Annotated in this window: 16 protein-coding genes and 1 pseudogene; 11 read left to right on the top strand and 6 right to left on the bottom strand. The window is 69.9% G+C overall.

The genetic code is table 11. The annotated features are described in order from the left end of the window. Positions 1-6 precede the first annotated feature (6 nt). The 3 genes from motA to msrB all read right to left on the bottom strand — a co-directional run bounded on the left by motA (position 7) and on the right by msrB (position 1880). Positions 7-861, bottom strand: a complete 855-nt coding sequence (gene motA, locus GGR64_RS06770) for a flagellar motor stator protein MotA (RefSeq protein ID WP_160968126.1) — start codon at positions 859-861, stop codon at positions 7-9. A 114-nt stretch (positions 862-975) separates the two neighbouring features. Next, positions 976-1377 (bottom strand): MliC family protein, encoded by a 402-nt coding sequence (locus GGR64_RS06765; protein ID WP_184644727.1) that lies wholly within the window; start codon positions 1375-1377, stop codon positions 976-978. 38 nt (positions 1378-1415) lie between these two features. Next, positions 1416-1880: a peptide-methionine (R)-S-oxide reductase MsrB gene (msrB, locus tag GGR64_RS06760; RefSeq protein WP_160968122.1), complete on the bottom strand. Its 465-nt coding sequence runs from the start codon at positions 1878-1880 to the stop codon at positions 1416-1418. 137 nt (positions 1881-2017) lie between these two features. Between msrB and GGR64_RS06755 the strand changes: the two genes are divergently transcribed. Continuing rightward, positions 2018-2461: a hypothetical protein gene (locus GGR64_RS06755; protein ID WP_184644725.1), complete on the top strand. Its 444-nt coding sequence runs from the start codon at positions 2018-2020 to the stop codon at positions 2459-2461. A gap of 122 nt (positions 2462-2583) precedes the next feature. Then, the gene (locus GGR64_RS06750; protein ID WP_048492458.1) at positions 2584-2964 is read left to right on the top strand and encodes a host attachment protein; all 381 of its coding nucleotides are present in this window, start codon (positions 2584-2586) and stop codon (positions 2962-2964) included. A 21-nt stretch (positions 2965-2985) separates the two neighbouring features. Here the strand turns inward: GGR64_RS06750 and GGR64_RS06745 are convergent, their stop codons facing one another. Then, complete coding sequence (locus GGR64_RS06745; RefSeq protein ID WP_017908762.1) at positions 2986-3465, bottom strand: Lrp/AsnC ligand binding domain-containing protein; 480 nt, start codon at positions 3463-3465, stop codon at positions 2986-2988. 136 nt (positions 3466-3601) lie between these two features. Between GGR64_RS06745 and GGR64_RS06740 the strand changes: the two genes are divergently transcribed. Together GGR64_RS06740 and alr are read left to right on the top strand one after the other, a co-directional pair. Beyond that, positions 3602-4909, top strand: a complete 1308-nt coding sequence (locus tag GGR64_RS06740; protein WP_184450394.1) for a D-amino acid dehydrogenase — start codon at positions 3602-3604, stop codon at positions 4907-4909. Then, entirely contained in the window at positions 4888-5961 is a 1074-nt protein-coding gene (gene alr, locus GGR64_RS06735; RefSeq protein ID WP_184644723.1) for an alanine racemase, read from the top strand. The genes GGR64_RS06740 and alr overlap by 22 nt, the downstream gene beginning before the upstream one ends. Before the next feature lie 47 nt (positions 5962-6008). On the opposite strand, the gene GGR64_RS06730 is transcribed toward alr, so the two are convergent. Then, the gene (locus GGR64_RS06730; protein WP_184450390.1) at positions 6009-6581 is read right to left on the bottom strand and encodes a DUF3016 domain-containing protein; all 573 of its coding nucleotides are present in this window, start codon (positions 6579-6581) and stop codon (positions 6009-6011) included. A gap of 192 nt (positions 6582-6773) precedes the next feature. Between GGR64_RS06730 and GGR64_RS06725 the strand changes: the two genes are divergently transcribed. The 5 genes and pseudogenes from GGR64_RS06725 (at position 6774) to GGR64_RS06705 (ending at position 11461) form a co-directional block, all read left to right on the top strand. After that, positions 6774-7244, top strand: coding sequence for a hypothetical protein (locus GGR64_RS06725; protein WP_184644721.1), 471 nt, complete (start codon positions 6774-6776; stop codon positions 7242-7244). 19 nt (positions 7245-7263) lie between these two features. After that, positions 7264-7512 (top strand): hypothetical protein, encoded by a 249-nt coding sequence (locus tag GGR64_RS06720; protein WP_237475366.1) that lies wholly within the window; start codon positions 7264-7266, stop codon positions 7510-7512. A gap of 219 nt (positions 7513-7731) precedes the next feature. Further along, positions 7732-9675 (top strand): annotated as a pseudogene (locus tag GGR64_RS06715) (ATP-binding protein); the annotation flags it as partial. Between the two features lie 56 nt (positions 9676-9731). Continuing rightward, positions 9732-10052: a DUF3247 family protein gene (locus GGR64_RS06710; protein ID WP_160968108.1), complete on the top strand. Its 321-nt coding sequence runs from the start codon at positions 9732-9734 to the stop codon at positions 10050-10052. Between the two features lie 74 nt (positions 10053-10126). After that, on the top strand, positions 10127-11461 hold the full coding sequence (locus GGR64_RS06705) for a sorbosone dehydrogenase family protein (RefSeq protein WP_184644719.1): 1335 nt from the start codon (positions 10127-10129) through the stop codon (positions 11459-11461). Positions 11462-11793: 332 nt separating this feature from the next. Here GGR64_RS06705 and GGR64_RS06700 read toward each other — a convergent pair whose 3' ends face one another. Next, positions 11794-12057 carry a hypothetical protein gene (locus tag GGR64_RS06700; RefSeq protein WP_017908770.1) on the bottom strand — a complete coding sequence of 88 codons (264 nt, stop codon included), beginning with the start codon at positions 12055-12057 and terminating at the stop codon, positions 11794-11796. Between the two features lie 143 nt (positions 12058-12200). Between GGR64_RS06700 and GGR64_RS06695 the strand changes: the two genes are divergently transcribed. Next, a complete protein-coding gene (locus GGR64_RS06695) occupies positions 12201-13271 on the top strand; it encodes a methyltransferase (protein ID WP_184644717.1) in 1071 nt (356 codons plus the stop codon). Continuing rightward, on the top strand, positions 13268-13975 hold the full coding sequence (locus GGR64_RS06690; RefSeq protein WP_160968102.1) for a pseudouridine synthase: 708 nt from the start codon (positions 13268-13270) through the stop codon (positions 13973-13975). Before GGR64_RS06695 ends, GGR64_RS06690 begins: the two co-directional genes overlap by 4 nt. Positions 13976-13997: the final 22 nt, after the last annotated feature.

The raw sequence follows: 13997 nt of genomic DNA, 5'->3' as shown, positions 1-13997 counted from the left end.
GCGGCGTTACTTGATCGTCTTCAGATGCGTTTCGAAATCGGCGAAGCTCGGCCGCACGTCGGTCGGCAGGGTCTTGCGCGCGAATTCGAGGGCGATCTTCGGGTTGTAGCCGCGCAGGCAGGCCAGCAGCGCGGTCTTCACCGATTCGAAGATGCGGCTGTCCTGCTCGGCGCGCGCTTCCATCGCCGCCGACAGCGGCGAGACGAAGCCGTAAGCCATCAGGATGCCGAGGAAGGTGCCGACCAACGCCGCGCCGACGTGGTGGCCGATCTCCTCGATCGGGCCGCCGATCGCGCCCATGGTGATCACGATGCCCAGTACCGCGGCGACGATGCCGAAGCCGGGCAGGCCGTCGGACACCTTGCTCAGCGCATGCGCCGGGGCCATCGCCTCGTGGTGGTGCTTCTCCAGCTCCAGTTCCAGCAGCGGTTCCAGTTCGTGCGGCTCGATGTTGCTGCCGATCATCAGGCGCAGGCAGTCGGTGATGAAGTCGAGCAGGTGATGGTCGGCAAGCACCTTCGGGTAGTTGCCGAAGATCGCGCTGTCGGCCGGCCGCTCGACGTGGTCTTCCAGGGCCATGAAGCCGTCGCGGCGCGCCTTGTTCAGCAGTTCGTAGATCAGGGTCAGGGTGCTGCGGTAGTCGTCGGACTTGTATTTCGGACCCTTGAACACCCCCATCACGTCGGCGATGGTGGCCTTGACGATCTTGCCCGGGGTGCTGACCAGGAACGCGCCCAGCGCCGCGCCACCGATGATCATCAGCTCGTAGGGCTGCCACAGCGCGCCGAGTTTGCCGTGCGACAGCACGTAGCCGCCGACCACGCTGATGATGACGACGATGAAGCCAACGATGATGAGCATGGCGGGGCAGCCTGCGGGCCGAAGCGGGGACGCCCTAGATGTCGGCCCCACCGCGCCATTCTGAAGGTGTGAACTGTGCCGGGTTTTTGGCGGTGTGGGTGGCGGACCGGGTGCTCAACCGGTCATGCCGCTGTCGTGGCGGACGCATTTGAGCGCCTCGCCCACACCCGCCAGGGTCAGCGTGGCCTGGTCCGGCTGCGACTGCCAGAAGGTGTTTCCCAGCGCGTCTGCGTAGCGCGCGCCGGTGGCGGCGCCGGCATCGGTGCGCTGCATGTCCAGGCGGGTGCCGCGCACCTGCAGGGCCAGGCGCTCGCGCGCCGGATCGGCCGCCGCCTGCACCAGTTCCTCGCCGCAGCGCCATTGCATGGGCAGGGCATCGGCCTGCAGGCCGGGCGCGGCGGCGGGCGAAGGCGTGGCCGCTGTCGGCGTGGTCTGCGCCGGCGGCGGGGTGGGGCTGCGCTGGCAGGCGCTCAGGGCCAGTGGCAGGAGCAGGAGGGGAAGCAACGGGGTACGCATACCGGTGGTCTCCCTATGGCGGCGCGGCTGCGCCGGAATCAGGCCGGTTCGGTCTCGCCGCCGGCGCGGTGCAGCGGGTTGGGCAACGCCTGGCCCTGTTCGGTGAACTGCAGCGAGACCGAGTTCAGGCAGTGGCGCTCGCCGCTCGGCGGCGGGCCGTCCGGGAACACGTGGCCGAGATGGCTGTCGCAGCGGGCGCAGACGATCTCGGTGCGGATCATGCCGTGGCTGGTGTCGCGTATCTCGCGCACGTGGTCGGGGTGGTAGGGCGCGAAGAAGCTCGGCCAGCCGGTGCCGGAATCGAACTTGGCGCTGGAGCGGAACAGCGGCAGTCCGCACAGCCGGCAGGTGTAGACGCCCTCCAGCTTGTTGTCCAGGAACACGCCGCAGAACGGCGCTTCGGTACCGTGCTGCAGCAGCACCCGGCGTTCCTCCACGTTCAGGTCGCCGATCAGGCGCTCGCGCTCGGCAGTGGTGGGAGGCGTGAGGTCGAATCGGCTCATGGCGGGACCCGTGGCTGGAAGAGGGGGAAAACAACATGAGGGCTGTACGCGGCGGATCAAGCGCGCCGTACCGCGTCGACGCGGCCTCGGCGATGCGCTAGCGTGGAACGCTCCCCCGGCCCATCGACGGAGCCACCGTGAACCGCTTGCTGCCCTGCGTTGCCATCGCCCTGCTCGTGCCGGCGCTTGCCGCCGCGCAGAGTCTTCAGCCAGTCCCCGGCGCACCGGCCGGCAATCGCGACGCCAATACCCTGCAGTCCGCGCCGCCGCCGGCGCCCTCGGTGGCCAGCCGTCTCGACGAGCGTGCGCCGGCGTCGACGACCGCTCCCAGTGCCGCGCCTGTGCCGTCCAACCTGGACGACAGGCAAGGAAAGACTCGGCACACGCGCCCGGCCAGCCCGGCAGTGCCTGCGGCCGCGGTCGCCGACCCCTCCGCACGCCGTCCGGTGCGCCTCTACGACCGCAGCGGGCAGGTGATCCCCGGAGCGATGCAGGTCGGCCCGAACCGCGCGCTGGACACCCGCACCGGCCGTTACTACGACACCGTCCCCAGCGGCGACGGCGTGCGCATCCAGGAGTGATGCGCTTGCACCCGGGCGACGAACGCGCGGCGAACGCCGCGTGGCCGCCATCCTCACAAATCGGTTTCTAGACTGGCGTACCGGCCGCGATTGCCGCGGCGCCATGTTTCGCAGGAGAACCGATGAGCAAGCTTCCCGACAACACCCTGATCGTCGTCGCCGACCGCACCAGCGCACGCCTGTTCCGGGTCAACCTGGCCGGCGAGACCGCGCTGCTGGAGCAGACCGAAGTGCTGAACCCGACGCCGATCGAGGGCGTGGAGGACGGCGACCGGCCGATGACCATGGATGAGGCCGGGTTTGTGCGCCAGGTGGCCGAGCGGCTGTACCAGGACGCGTTGCGCGGACAGGTGGAGCACCTGATGCTGGTCGCCGACCCGCACACGCTGGGGCAGCTGCGGCCGCTGTTGCACAAGGAGGTCCAGAAGCGGGTGGTGGCCGAACTGGCCAAGAACCACGCCAACTCCTCGCGCGACGATCTCGAGAAGCTGCTGGTCTCCTGACCTGCGCCCCGCGCGAAACGCTCAGTCGGCGATCGGCAGGCTGAGCGTTTCCTTCACTTCCTCCATCACGATGTAGCTCTTGGACTCGCGCACGTGCGGCAGGGTCAGCAGGGTGCTGCCCAGCAGCTTGCGGTAGGACGCCATCTCGCTGATGCGCGCCTTGAGCAGGTAGTCGAAGTCGCCCGAGACCAGGTGGCACTCGAGCACGTTCGGCAGCTTGAGCGCGGCGCGGCGGAACTCCTCGAAGATGTCGCCGGACTTGTAGGCCAGGCTGATCTCCACGAACACCAGCAGGCTGGCCTTGAGATAGTGCGGGTCCAGCCGCGCGTAGTAGCCGGTGATGGCGCCGTCGCGTTCCAGCCGGCGTACCCGCTCGGTGCACGGGGTGGTCGACAGGCCGACCCGCTCGCCCAGTTCGGTGAAGGAGATGCGCCCTTCCTGCTGCAGGATGCGTAGGATCTTGCGGTCGATCTTGTCCAGTTCGCGGAGGCGTGCGGCCATGCGGGTGGGTCTCAGGGGGTTGGCCTGCCAGGCCGGCGGAAGTCAGGGGAAAATCCTGGGTTGCGCTGCCTATACTGCACCGAACTTCTGCCCTGGCGCCATCCAGCCAGGGAATTGATCCGAACGGAGTAGGCGCATGCGGGTTCTGGTTCTCGGCAGCGGTGTGATCGGCACGGCCACGGCGTGGTATCTGGCCCGCAGCGGCTGCGAGGTGACGGTGGTCGACCGCCAGCCGGCGGCCGGGCTGGAGACCAGTTACGCCAATGCCGGCCAGGTCTCGCCCGGCTACGCGTCGCCGTGGGCGGCGCCGGGGGTGCCGCTGAAGGCGCTGAAATGGCTGTTCCAGCGCCATGCGCCGCTGGCGATCACGCCGACCGCCGACCTGCAGCAGTACCTGTGGCTGGCGCAGATGCTGCGCAACTGCACCGCCGAGCGCTATGCGATCAACAAGGCGCGGATGGTGCGTCTGTCCGAGTACAGCCGCGACTGCCTGGACCAGCTGCGCGCCGAGACCGGCATCGCCTACGAAGGCCGCCAGCTCGGCACCACCCAGTTGTTCCGCACCCAGCAGCAACTGGACGGCGCGGCCAAGGACATCGAGGTGCTGCGCGAGTACGGCGTGCCCTACGAACTGCTGGACCGTGCCGGTATCGCCCGGGTCGAGCCGGCCCTGGCCAGCGCACCGGCGACCCTGGTCGGCGCGCTGCGCCTGCCCAACGACCAGACCGGCGACTGTCGCCTGTTCACCCAGCGCCTGGCGGCGATGGCGGCTGCGGCCGGCGTGCAGTTCCGGCAGGGCGAGACCATCGAGGCGCTGCACGCCGATGGCGATCGCATCGACGGCGTGCGCATCGGCGGCCGGCTGGAGCGCGCCGATCGCTACGTGGTCGCGCTGGGCAGCTATTCGCCCGGCCTGCTGGCGCCGCTGGGCATCCGCCTGCCGGTGTACCCGCTGAAGGGCTATTCGCTGACCCTGCCGATCCGTGACGCGGCACTGGCGCCGACCTCCACCATCCTCGACGAGAGCTACAAGGTCGCGATCACCCGCTTCGACGAGCGTATCCGCGTCGGCGGCATGGCCGAACTGGCCGGCTTCGATCTGTCGCGGCCGGCGCGGCGCCGCGCCACGCTGGAGAAGGTGGTCAACGACCTGTACCCGCACGGCGGCGACCTGGCCGCGGCCGAGTTCTGGACCGGGCTGCGTCCGGCCACCCCGGACGGCACGCCGGTGGTCGGCGCCACCGGCTACCGCAACCTGTTCCTCAATACCGGCCACGGCACGCTGGGCTGGACCATGGCCTGCGGCTCCGGCCGCTACCTGGCCGACCTGATGGTCTCGCGGCAGCCGCAGATCAGCGGCGAGGGCCTGGACATCTTCCGTTACTCCCGCGGTTCCGCCGCGTCCGTCGCCGAGGCCGTCGCGTGCGCCCAGCCCGTGCATTGATCGACCTCGACGCGCTGCGCCACAACTACCGCCTGGCCCGCCAACTGAGCGGCGGCAAGGCGCTGGCGGTGGTCAAGGCCGATGCCTACGGGCATGGCGCGGTGGCCTGCGCGCGCGCGCTGGACGGCGAGGCCGACGGCTTCGCGGTGGCCTGCATCGAGGAGGCGCTGGAACTGCGCCAGGCCGGCATCGCCGCGCCGATCCTGCTGCTGGAGGGCATCTTCGACGCCGACGAATTGCCGTTGGTCGCCGAACACCGGCTGTGGTGCGCGGTGGCCTCGCCCTGGCAGGTGGAGGCGATCGCCGCCTTCGCCGCGCCGCAGCCGCTGTGCCTGTGGCTGAAGCTGGACAGCGGCATGCACCGGCTGGGCCTGGCGCCGGAGGAATTCCGCGCCGCGCATGCGCGCCTGAGCGCGTTGCCGCAGGTCGAGCGGCTGGTGCTGATGAGCCACTTCGCCCGTGCCGACGAACTGGACAGCGCACGTACCCGCGAGCAGGTGGCGGTGTTCCGCCAGGCCACTGCCGGCCTGGCCGGCGAGACCAGCCTGTGCAATTCGCCGGCGCTGCTGGGCTGGCCTGAGCTGCACAACGACTGGGGGCGGCCGGGGCTGATGCTGTACGGTGCCGACCCGTTCGCCGCGACGGCGGCGCTGCCCGGCGAACTGCGCCCGGTGATGACCCTGCAGTCCAAGGTCATCTCGGTGCGCGACCTGGGGCCGGGTGAGCCGGTCGGCTATGGCGCGCGCTTCGTCGCGGCGCGGCCGACCCGGGTCGGGGTGGTGGCGATCGGTTATGCCGACGGCTATCCGCAGTTCGCGCCCAATGGCACGCCGGTGCTGATCGACGGCGCGCCTGGTGAACTGATCGGGCGCGTGTCGATGGACATGCTGACCGTGGATCTGACCGACCACCCGCAGGCCGGACTCGGCAGCGAGGTGCAGTTGTGGGGCGCGCAGCCGCGTATCGATGCGCTGGCCGGGCGCTGCAACTCCAGCGCCTACCGGTTGCTGTGCGGCCTCAAGCGCGCGCCGCGCACTTATCTCGGCGGTTGACCCGTGCCTGACGGCGCCGGCGCGATGCCGGCGCCGCGCGGACGGCTTCAGCGCTCGGCGACCGCGCTGTCCTTGTTGCGGAACTGACGGCGCAGCCAGTCGTCGAGCATGCGTTTTTCGTAGCGCAGCGGATCGGTGCTCAGGCCGACCGAGCTGTTGTACAGGTAGCTCGGGTCCATCAGCTTCGGCTGGCCCTGCGCCAACACCTGGCCGTCGGCGCCGTACAGGGTGAAGTCGAGGCTGATCCGCGGCGGGTACAGGTCGCGCATCACCCGCACGTCGTTCCAGTTCGGGCCGTGCCAGGGCTCGTAGTCGCCGGCACGCTTGATGTCGGTCAGTTTGATGTCCAGGCGCTGGCCGGGCTGCAGTTGCTTGGCGGCCTGCTTCTGCAGGTAGGCGGCCAGGTCCTGCACCCAATCGCCGCGTTCGGCTTCCCAGCGGTTGCGGCTCTGCCGCAGTTCGCTGAAGGTGGCCGGATCGGCCCAGCTGACCTGCACCGGGCCGTCGCTGGCGAGGCTGCGCGGCGCCTGCGGGTCGGTGACGTTACGGATCTCGGCGGAGGCGCCGCCCGCCCACAGGCAGGCAACAGCCAGCGCCGTCCAGGCATAGCGGATCTTCATGGCGGATCTCCAGGAGGCGTGTGTCCAGTGTGTGCCTGTGCCGGCGCGCCCGCAATCGCGGCGAGGCGTGTGGCGAGCACCGTTGGCCGCGGATTCATCCGCTCCGGCGTGACGGCCGGCTCACATCGCCTCGCCGCCTGCTTCACGGTGCGCGCGCGAGCATGGAGGCCACTGGAGTGATGCGGGGATCGCATGAAGACGCCGTTGTTCCACCACGCCCATACCGGTAGCGATGTGCGGCTGCAGTTCATCGAGTGGGCCAAGCGCCACGGGCACAGCCCGGCCAGTGGCGCGGCCGCGTTCGTCGAGCACCAGGCCAACCTGGACGAGGCGGCGCGCCAGCTGCGCCTGAACCCGGGCGACGACGTGCGCCATCTGTTGCGGCGCTACCTGGTCTCGCTCGGCGAGGCGCAGGACGTGGCCGTGCAGTTCCCGCCCAGTTACCACTACCGCAGCCCGCAGGGGCAGAGCTTCCGCTATACGCTGACGCTGGTGCTGGCCGAAGACGGCGTGGAGTGGAAGGCGCGGGTGTGGGCCGGCCTGGAGTACCTGGGCCTGATCGTCGGCCGCGGGGCCGGCCCGCGTGCCAACTACACGCGATTGGCGCGGATGGCGGTGGAGCACGAGCTCGCCAGCGACGCACCGCGTTTCACGCTCGGCTGAGCGGTTCAGGAAGCTTGTCATGTCCGTCGTGAGCGCACCCCAGCGACCCGTGATCCCCGCAGAATGCCGTCGGCAATGCCGGCAGCTGGGGGCGGCACGCGTCCAGCAACTGCTGGAATCCTCGCCGCCGCCGCCGTGGCGCGAGGAAGCCGAGCGTTGGCTGGAAGAGCAGGCCTTGCGCAGCGCGCGCCTGACCCAGTGGCTGGTGTTTGCCGGGATCGGTCTCTCGCTGCTGGGCATCGTCCTGGTGATCGCCTTCTTCTGGTGACCCGGTTCCCGCAGGTGCAGCGTGCCCCTGGCTTGACGGCGGCGGAGTGGCTTAACAAGATGGGGGTTCCGCCTCGCCGTTCCTAGCGCGTCGTTGTTGCGCCGCGGATGCAGGGCACCGTCGTCGTCCGTTGCCGTAGGCCGCTTCCAGAGTTACTCCGTCATGCATGCCAGCCCAGAATCCACCTCGTCTTCGTTCGCGCAGGCGACGGACCTGCAGTACCGCGAAATCTTCGACAAGATCGATTCCGGCTTTTGCGTGATCCAGATGCTGTTCGAAGGCGAGCGCGCGGTCGATTACGTGTTCCTGCAGGTCAATCCGGCCTTCGAGCGCGAGACCGGCCTGCGCGAGGTGGTCGGGCGGCGCATGCGCGACATCTCGCCGACCCACGAGGAGCACTGGTTCCAGCGCTACGGCGAGGTGGCGCTGAGCGGCCGCTCGGCGAAGTTCGAAAACTTCGCCACCGCGCTGGACCGCTGGTGGGCGGTGGATGCGTTCCGCGTCGGCGCGCCGGAACTGCGCCAGGTTGCCGTGCAGTTCCTCGACATCACCGAGCGCAAGCGGATGGAGCGCGACCTGGCCGAGAGCGAGGCGCGCTTCAGCGCGCTGGCCGAGGGCCTGCCGATGCCGGTGTGGGTGCTGGACGCCCAGGGCGAGCTGCGTTTCACCAACACTGCCTACGCCGAGTTCTTCGGCATCGATCTGGACACCGATGGGGTGCGCCCGGGCTGGGGCGATGTGCTGCATCCGGAGGATGTGGGCGTGTTCGCCTACGAACTGCGCAACGCGCTGCACGACCAGCGCAATCTGCGCGCGCTGGTGCGCGCGCGCCGCCACGACGGCGAATGGCGCTGGGTGGAAATGACCGCGGTGCCGCGCTACTCCGCCGAGGGTAAGTTCATCGGCCTGGCCGGCAGCAGCCCGGACGTCACCGAACGCCGCGACATCGAACTGGCGCGCGAGCAACTGCTGGAGTCCGAGCGCAGCGCGCGCAACGCCGCCGAGAGCATGGCGCGGCTGAAGGACGAATTCCTGGCGACGCTGTCGCACGAACTGCGCACGCCGCTGACCACCATCCTCGGCTGGAGCGATCTGCTGCTGCAGCGGTTGCCGCCGGGCGACCCGAGCAGCAAGGGCCTGTCGGTGATCGCCAGTAGCGCGCGTGCGCAGCAGCGGCTGATTTCCGACATGCTCGACCTCAGCAGCATGCTGCTGGGCAAGGTGCAGTTGGAAGTGGAGGCGCTGGACCTGGCCGAGCAGGTGCGCGAGGCGATGCGCGCGCAGGAGCCGGTGGCCGAAGGCAAGGACCAGGCGCTGACCCTGCAGGCGCCCGCGCAGCCCTGCATGGTGCTGGGCGACGCCACGCGCCTGCAGCAGGTGTTCTGGAACCTGTTGTCCAATGCGATCAAGTTCACCCCCGCGCACGGGCGCATCGCCCTGGCGATCGAGCTCGACGACGATGGCGAGCACGTCAGCGTCGCCGTGCGCGATTCCGGCGACGGCATCCCGCCGGAATTCCTGCCGCACCTGTTCGGCCGCTTCCGCCAGGCCGACAGCACCACCACGCGTCTGCACGGCGGCCTCGGCCTGGGTCTGGCGATCGTGCAGCAACTGGTGGAGATGCACGGCGGCCAGATCAGCGCGTTCAGCGAAGGCCGCGACTGCGGCTCGGTGTTCACCGTGCGCCTGCCGCTGCACCGCGACGCGCCGGGCTCGCGCCCGCTGCGCGAAGTGCGCGCCTTCGCGATGGCCGAACAAGTGGTCGAGGCGTATTCGCTCAAGGGCGTGCGCCTGCTGGCGGTGGAGGACCAGCCGGACATGCTCGACTACCTGCGGCGCCTGCTCGAGGAGCAGGGGGCCGAAGTGGTCGCGGTGGGCTCGGCCAGCGAGGCGCTGGAGGTGCTCGATGGCGGCGGCCATGCGGCGATCGACGTGATGGTCACCGACATCGGCATGCCGGGCATGGACGGCTACGGCCTGATCCGCACCGTGCGCGAGAACATGGGTCTGAGCGCGGACGACCTGCCGGCGGTGGCAGTGACCGCGCTGGCGCGTGCCGACGATCGCCAGCGCGCGCTGCAGTCCGGCTTCCAGGAGCACCTGGCCAAGCCGTACAGCGTGGCGCAGCTGGTGTCTGCGGTGCGCTTCGCGCGGCAGCGCTGACTGCCGGCTCACACCGGCGGCGCTAGGGTGCAGCGGTCCCCATACGGAGTCCGCCGATGACCCAGTTTGCCGAGCGTATCCACACCGACCAGGCGCAGATCCAGGCGCTGGAAGCGTTGATCCTGCAACTGCCCGGTCAGTCGCATGTGCGCATCGAACTGACCGACGGCAGCGTGTGCTTTGGCACCGTGTCGGTGCGCCCCAGCATCCAGCAATTCCGCGATGCCGACGGCAACGAAGGCAGCAATGCGCAGGTGCGCATCGACGATCTCGACGATCCGGCCCAGCACCGTTACCTGTGGCTAGACGAAATCCGCAGCGTGCGCCAGCTGCCGGCGCGGCCCTGGGATAGCGATCCGCGCGGCGACGCCTCTTGACGCATCTTTCACTTTTTCCGCGGCGGGGCTGGGCATCATCGGCGTTCCCCCGTGTTCCCGGATATCCAAGACGCATGACCATGTCTTCGCCGATTCGTGCCCGTTGGGTGTTGTGTGCGCTCAGTGCCGCCTTGCTCGCTGCCTGCGGCGACACCGCCAAGCACCCCATCGAGGACGGCATGGGGCCGAACCCGGTGCTGCCCGATCCGGTCAAGCGCATGATCCCCACGGTCAAGGTCGCCGAGGTCAAGCGCTGGGCCGACGGCGCCGCGCCGGTACCGGCCGCCGATCTGGCGGTGCAGGCCTTCGCGCGCGACCTCGACCATCCGCGCTGGCTGTACGTGCTGCCCAACGGCGACGTGTTGGTCGCCGAGACCGCCGAGCCGCCGGCGCCGGAAAAAGAGAGCAGCGGGCTGCGCGACAAGATCCAGGGCGCGATGATGTCCAAGGCCGGTGCCAGCGTGCCCAGCGCCAACCGCATCACCCTGCTGCGCGATGCCGACGGCGACGGCGTCGCCGAAGTGCGCACGCAGTTCCTCAAGGGCCTGTATTCGCCGTTCGGCATGGCCCTGGTCGGCGACCGCCTGTACATCGCCAATGCCGATGCGCTGGTCAGCTTCCCGTACAAGGAGGGAGACACCCAGATCACCGCCGCGCCCAGCTTCGTCGCCAACCTGCCCGGCGGCATCAACCACCACTGGACCAAGAGCCTGCTGGCCAGCCGCGACGGCAAGAAGCTGTACGTGGGCGTCGGCTCCAACAGCAACGTCGCCGAAAACGGCATGGAGCAGGAACTCAACCGCGCCGCGATCCTGGAAGTGGACGCGGCCAGCGGCGCCACCCGCGTGTTCGCCAGCGGCCTGCGCAACCCGGTCGGCCTGGCCTGGCAGCCCGGCACCGACACCCTGTGGACGGTGGTCAACGAGCGCGACGAACTCGGTAGCGACCTGGTGCCCGATTACCTGACCTCGGTGCGCGAGGGCGGCTTCTACGGCTGGCCCTATAGTTACTACGGCCAGCACGTGGACGAGCGTGTGCAGCCGCAGAACCCGGAGATGGTGGCCAGCGCGATCAAGCCTGATTACGCGCTGGGCGCACATACCGCCTCGCTCGGCCTGGCTTTCTACGAAGGCGCGCTGCTGCCGCAGACCTACCGCGGCGGCGCCTTCATCGGCCAGCACGGCTCCTGGAACCGCGACCCGCCGTCGGGCTACAAGGTGATCTACGTGCCCTTCGCCAACGGCAAGCCCAGCGGCAAGCCGCAAGACGTGCTGACCGGCTTCCTCGACGCCGAGGGCCACGCCCAGGGTCGCCCGGTCGGTGTGGCAGTGGACAAGCCGGGCGCGCTGTTGGTCGCCGACGACGTCGGCAACGTGATCTGGCGGGTGACGCCGAAGCCGGGCAAGTGAGCGTCAGGCGCTGGCGTTAGGCGCGCCTGTTCGCACCGATCTTAGGAGCGTATTTGGTCGCGATCAGCGGCTTCCTCGTGAAGCCCGGTCGCGGCTGAAACCGCTGCTGAAACCGCTGCTGCAAAAGCATTTCGGACGTGGCCGGTACAGGCCCCACAAGGCTCCCGCATCGCGCATTCCGATGCACGGCGTCGCCGCGTCCTTCTAAGAAGATGTGCACTTCTTCGCAGGAGCGGCTGCAGCCGCGACCGGGGGATTCCTGGTAAGGCCCGGTCGCGGCTGAAGCCGCTCCTACATGTCGACTTTGGATTTCCTACGCCGCCTGCCCGACGTCAGTGTTCCACCGGCGCCGGCTCCACGCCGAAACGGCGGGCGTAGCCGCGTTCGTTGAACACGCGCTCCACTTCGGTGTCGCCCAGTTCCGGGGCGGCGTAGACGGCGTAGACCACGCTGCCGTCGTCGCGCGCGCCGCGCTGGTGCAGGCGGTAGCGCGGGCGCCCGGTGCCGGTGTTCTCCGGGTAGTGCAACGGCGGCTGGCTGCCATCCAGGTCCACTTCGCTGTTGTCGACGACGCCGCCGATGAACACTGCGCGCATGCTGCCTCTCCGGTCATTGGGTGCCTTGCAGCCTAGGCGCGGCGATGTTGCCGGAACATCAATGATGCGTTGGATTCGCGCAAAACCGGGGTCGCGACGCGCTGCCGGTAGAATGCGCGTCCCTGTCCCGATGACCATGCCCGATGCCGGCCGCGCAAGACGCTCCCCTCGATACCCTGTTCCTGCCGTTTTCCCAGGGCGTGCTGCGCTGGCCTGCCGGCAAGGTGCTGTTCCTGCGCGCCCGCGACGGCTGGGCGCTGCGCCAGCACGCGCAGTCGGCGCAACTGGTCTGCGAGCAGGACTACCGGCCGTTCGCCAGCGCGCTGCAGCAGGGTGGCTGGACCGTGCGCGCCGAGCAGGACGGCGCCGCCGATGCCGGCGGCTATGCGCTGGTGCTGGTGCTGCCGCCGCGCCAGCGCGAGGAGGCGCGGGCGCTGCTGGCGCGCGCCGTGGCGCTGACCGCGCCTGGCGGCGTGGTGGTGGCCTGCCAGGCCAACAACGAGGGCGCGCGCTCAGGCGAGGACGACCTGCAGCAACTGGCCGGCCTCGGCGGCAAGTTGACCAAGCACCACTGCCGGGTCTACTGGACCGCGCCGCTGCAGGGTGGCCACGACGCCGCGCTGCAGCAGCGCTGGGCAACGCTGGATGCGGTGCGGCCGATCCTGGACGGGCGCTTCCGTAGCCGCCCCGGCGTGTTCGCCTGGGACCGCATCGACCCGGCCTCGGCGCTGCTGGCCGAGCACCTGCCCGTCGACCTGCGTGGCCGTGCCGCCGATCTCGGCGCCGGCTACGGCTACCTGTCGGCGGAACTGCTGGCGCGCTGCCCGCAGCTGACCGCGCTGGACCTGTTCGAGGCCGACGCGCGCGCGCTGGCGCTGGCGCGCGCCAACCTGGCGCAGGCGCCGACTGGGACGACGCTGGGCTTCCACTGGCACGACGTGACCACCGGACTGCCGGGGCAGTACGACGTCATCGTCAGCAATCCGCCGTTCCACGCATCGGGGCGGCTGGAACGGCCCGACATCGGCCGGCGCTTCATCGCGGTGGCGGCGCAGGCGCTGGCGCCCGGCGGGCGGCTGTTCCTGGTCGCCAACCGCCATCTGCCCTACGAGGCGGTGCTCGACGCCAGCTTCGGCGCGACCGAGGTGCTCGCCACCCGCGACGGCTTCAAGCTGATCCACGCGGTGCGCAGCCGCGGCGGAGCGCGCCGATGAAACTGGTCAAGCACCTGGCCAACCTGGGCTACGGCAGCCGCAAGCAGGTGGCGCTGATGTTCCGCGAAGGCCGCATCACCGACGCCGAGGGCGAGGTGCTGTACGCCGACGACCAGGTGCCGCACGCGGCGATCCGGGTTGACGGTGAGCCGCTGGATCCGCCGCCCGGGCTGATCCTGGCGCTGCACAAGCCGGTCGGCTACACCTGCTCGACCAAGGATCCGGGACGCATCGTCTATGACCTGCTGCCGCCGCGCTTCCGCCTGCGCTCGCCGTTGCTGTCCACGGTCGGGCGGCTGGACCGCGACACCAGCGGCCTGCTGCTGATGACCGACGACGGCGCGCTGCTGCACCGCATCGTCTCGCCGAAGGCACGCCTGGCGAAGGTCTACGAGGCCACCCTGGCCGAGGATCTGCGTGGCGACGAAGCGGCGCAGTTCGCCAGTGGCACGCTGATGCTCGAGGGCGAGACCACGCCGCTGCTGCCGGTGGCGCTGGAAACGCTGGGGCCGCGGCAGGTGCGCGTCGCCCTGCACGAAGGCCGCTACCACCAGGTGCGGCGCATGTTCGCCGCCGTCGGCAACCACGTGACCGCGCTGCACCGCAGCCGCATCGGCGGCTTTGCGCTGGGCGATCTACCCCCGGGACAGTGGCGGGTGCTGGAGGCAGCGGACGTGGCGGTGCTGTTCGAGGGCCGGGAGTAGGGATTGGGGATTCGGGATTGGC

The sequence above is a fragment of the Xanthomonas sp. 3307 genome (assembly GCF_014199735.1).
In the GTDB taxonomy this organism is placed as follows: domain Bacteria; phylum Pseudomonadota; class Gammaproteobacteria; order Xanthomonadales; family Xanthomonadaceae; genus Xanthomonas_A; species Xanthomonas_A rydalmerensis.
This window is presented reverse-complemented; position numbering and strand designations above follow the sequence as displayed.

Bases quoted from the DNA above. Each gene is read 5' to 3' on its own strand.
- motA (WP_160968126.1), bottom strand. From the start codon at position 861: ATGCTCATCATCGTTGGCTTCATCGTCGTCATCATCAGCGTGGTCGGC.
- GGR64_RS06765 (WP_184644727.1), bottom strand. From the start codon at position 1,377: ATGCGTACCCCGTTGCTTCCCCTCCTGCTCCTGCCACTGGCCCTGAGC.
- msrB (WP_160968122.1), bottom strand. From the start codon at position 1,880: ATGAGCCGATTCGACCTCACGCCTCCCACCACTGCCGAGCGCGAGCGC.
- GGR64_RS06750 (WP_048492458.1), top strand. From the start codon at position 2,584: ATGAGCAAGCTTCCCGACAACACCCTGATCGTCGTCGCCGACCGCACC.
- GGR64_RS06745 (WP_017908762.1), bottom strand. From the start codon at position 3,465: ATGGCCGCACGCCTCCGCGAACTGGACAAGATCGACCGCAAGATCCTA.
- GGR64_RS06740 (WP_184450394.1), top strand. From the start codon at position 3,602: ATGCGGGTTCTGGTTCTCGGCAGCGGTGTGATCGGCACGGCCACGGCG.
- GGR64_RS06730 (WP_184450390.1), bottom strand. From the start codon at position 6,581: ATGAAGATCCGCTATGCCTGGACGGCGCTGGCTGTTGCCTGCCTGTGG.
- GGR64_RS06725 (WP_184644721.1), top strand. From the start codon at position 6,774: ATGAAGACGCCGTTGTTCCACCACGCCCATACCGGTAGCGATGTGCGG.
- GGR64_RS06720 (WP_237475366.1), top strand. From the start codon at position 7,264: ATGTCCGTCGTGAGCGCACCCCAGCGACCCGTGATCCCCGCAGAATGC.
- GGR64_RS06710 (WP_160968108.1), top strand. From the start codon at position 9,732: ATGACCCAGTTTGCCGAGCGTATCCACACCGACCAGGCGCAGATCCAG.
- GGR64_RS06705 (WP_184644719.1), top strand. From the start codon at position 10,127: ATGACCATGTCTTCGCCGATTCGTGCCCGTTGGGTGTTGTGTGCGCTC.
- GGR64_RS06700 (WP_017908770.1), bottom strand. From the start codon at position 12,057: ATGCGCGCAGTGTTCATCGGCGGCGTCGTCGACAACAGCGAAGTGGAC.
- GGR64_RS06695 (WP_184644717.1), top strand. From the start codon at position 12,201: ATGCCGGCCGCGCAAGACGCTCCCCTCGATACCCTGTTCCTGCCGTTT.
- GGR64_RS06690 (WP_160968102.1), top strand. From the start codon at position 13,268: ATGAAACTGGTCAAGCACCTGGCCAACCTGGGCTACGGCAGCCGCAAG.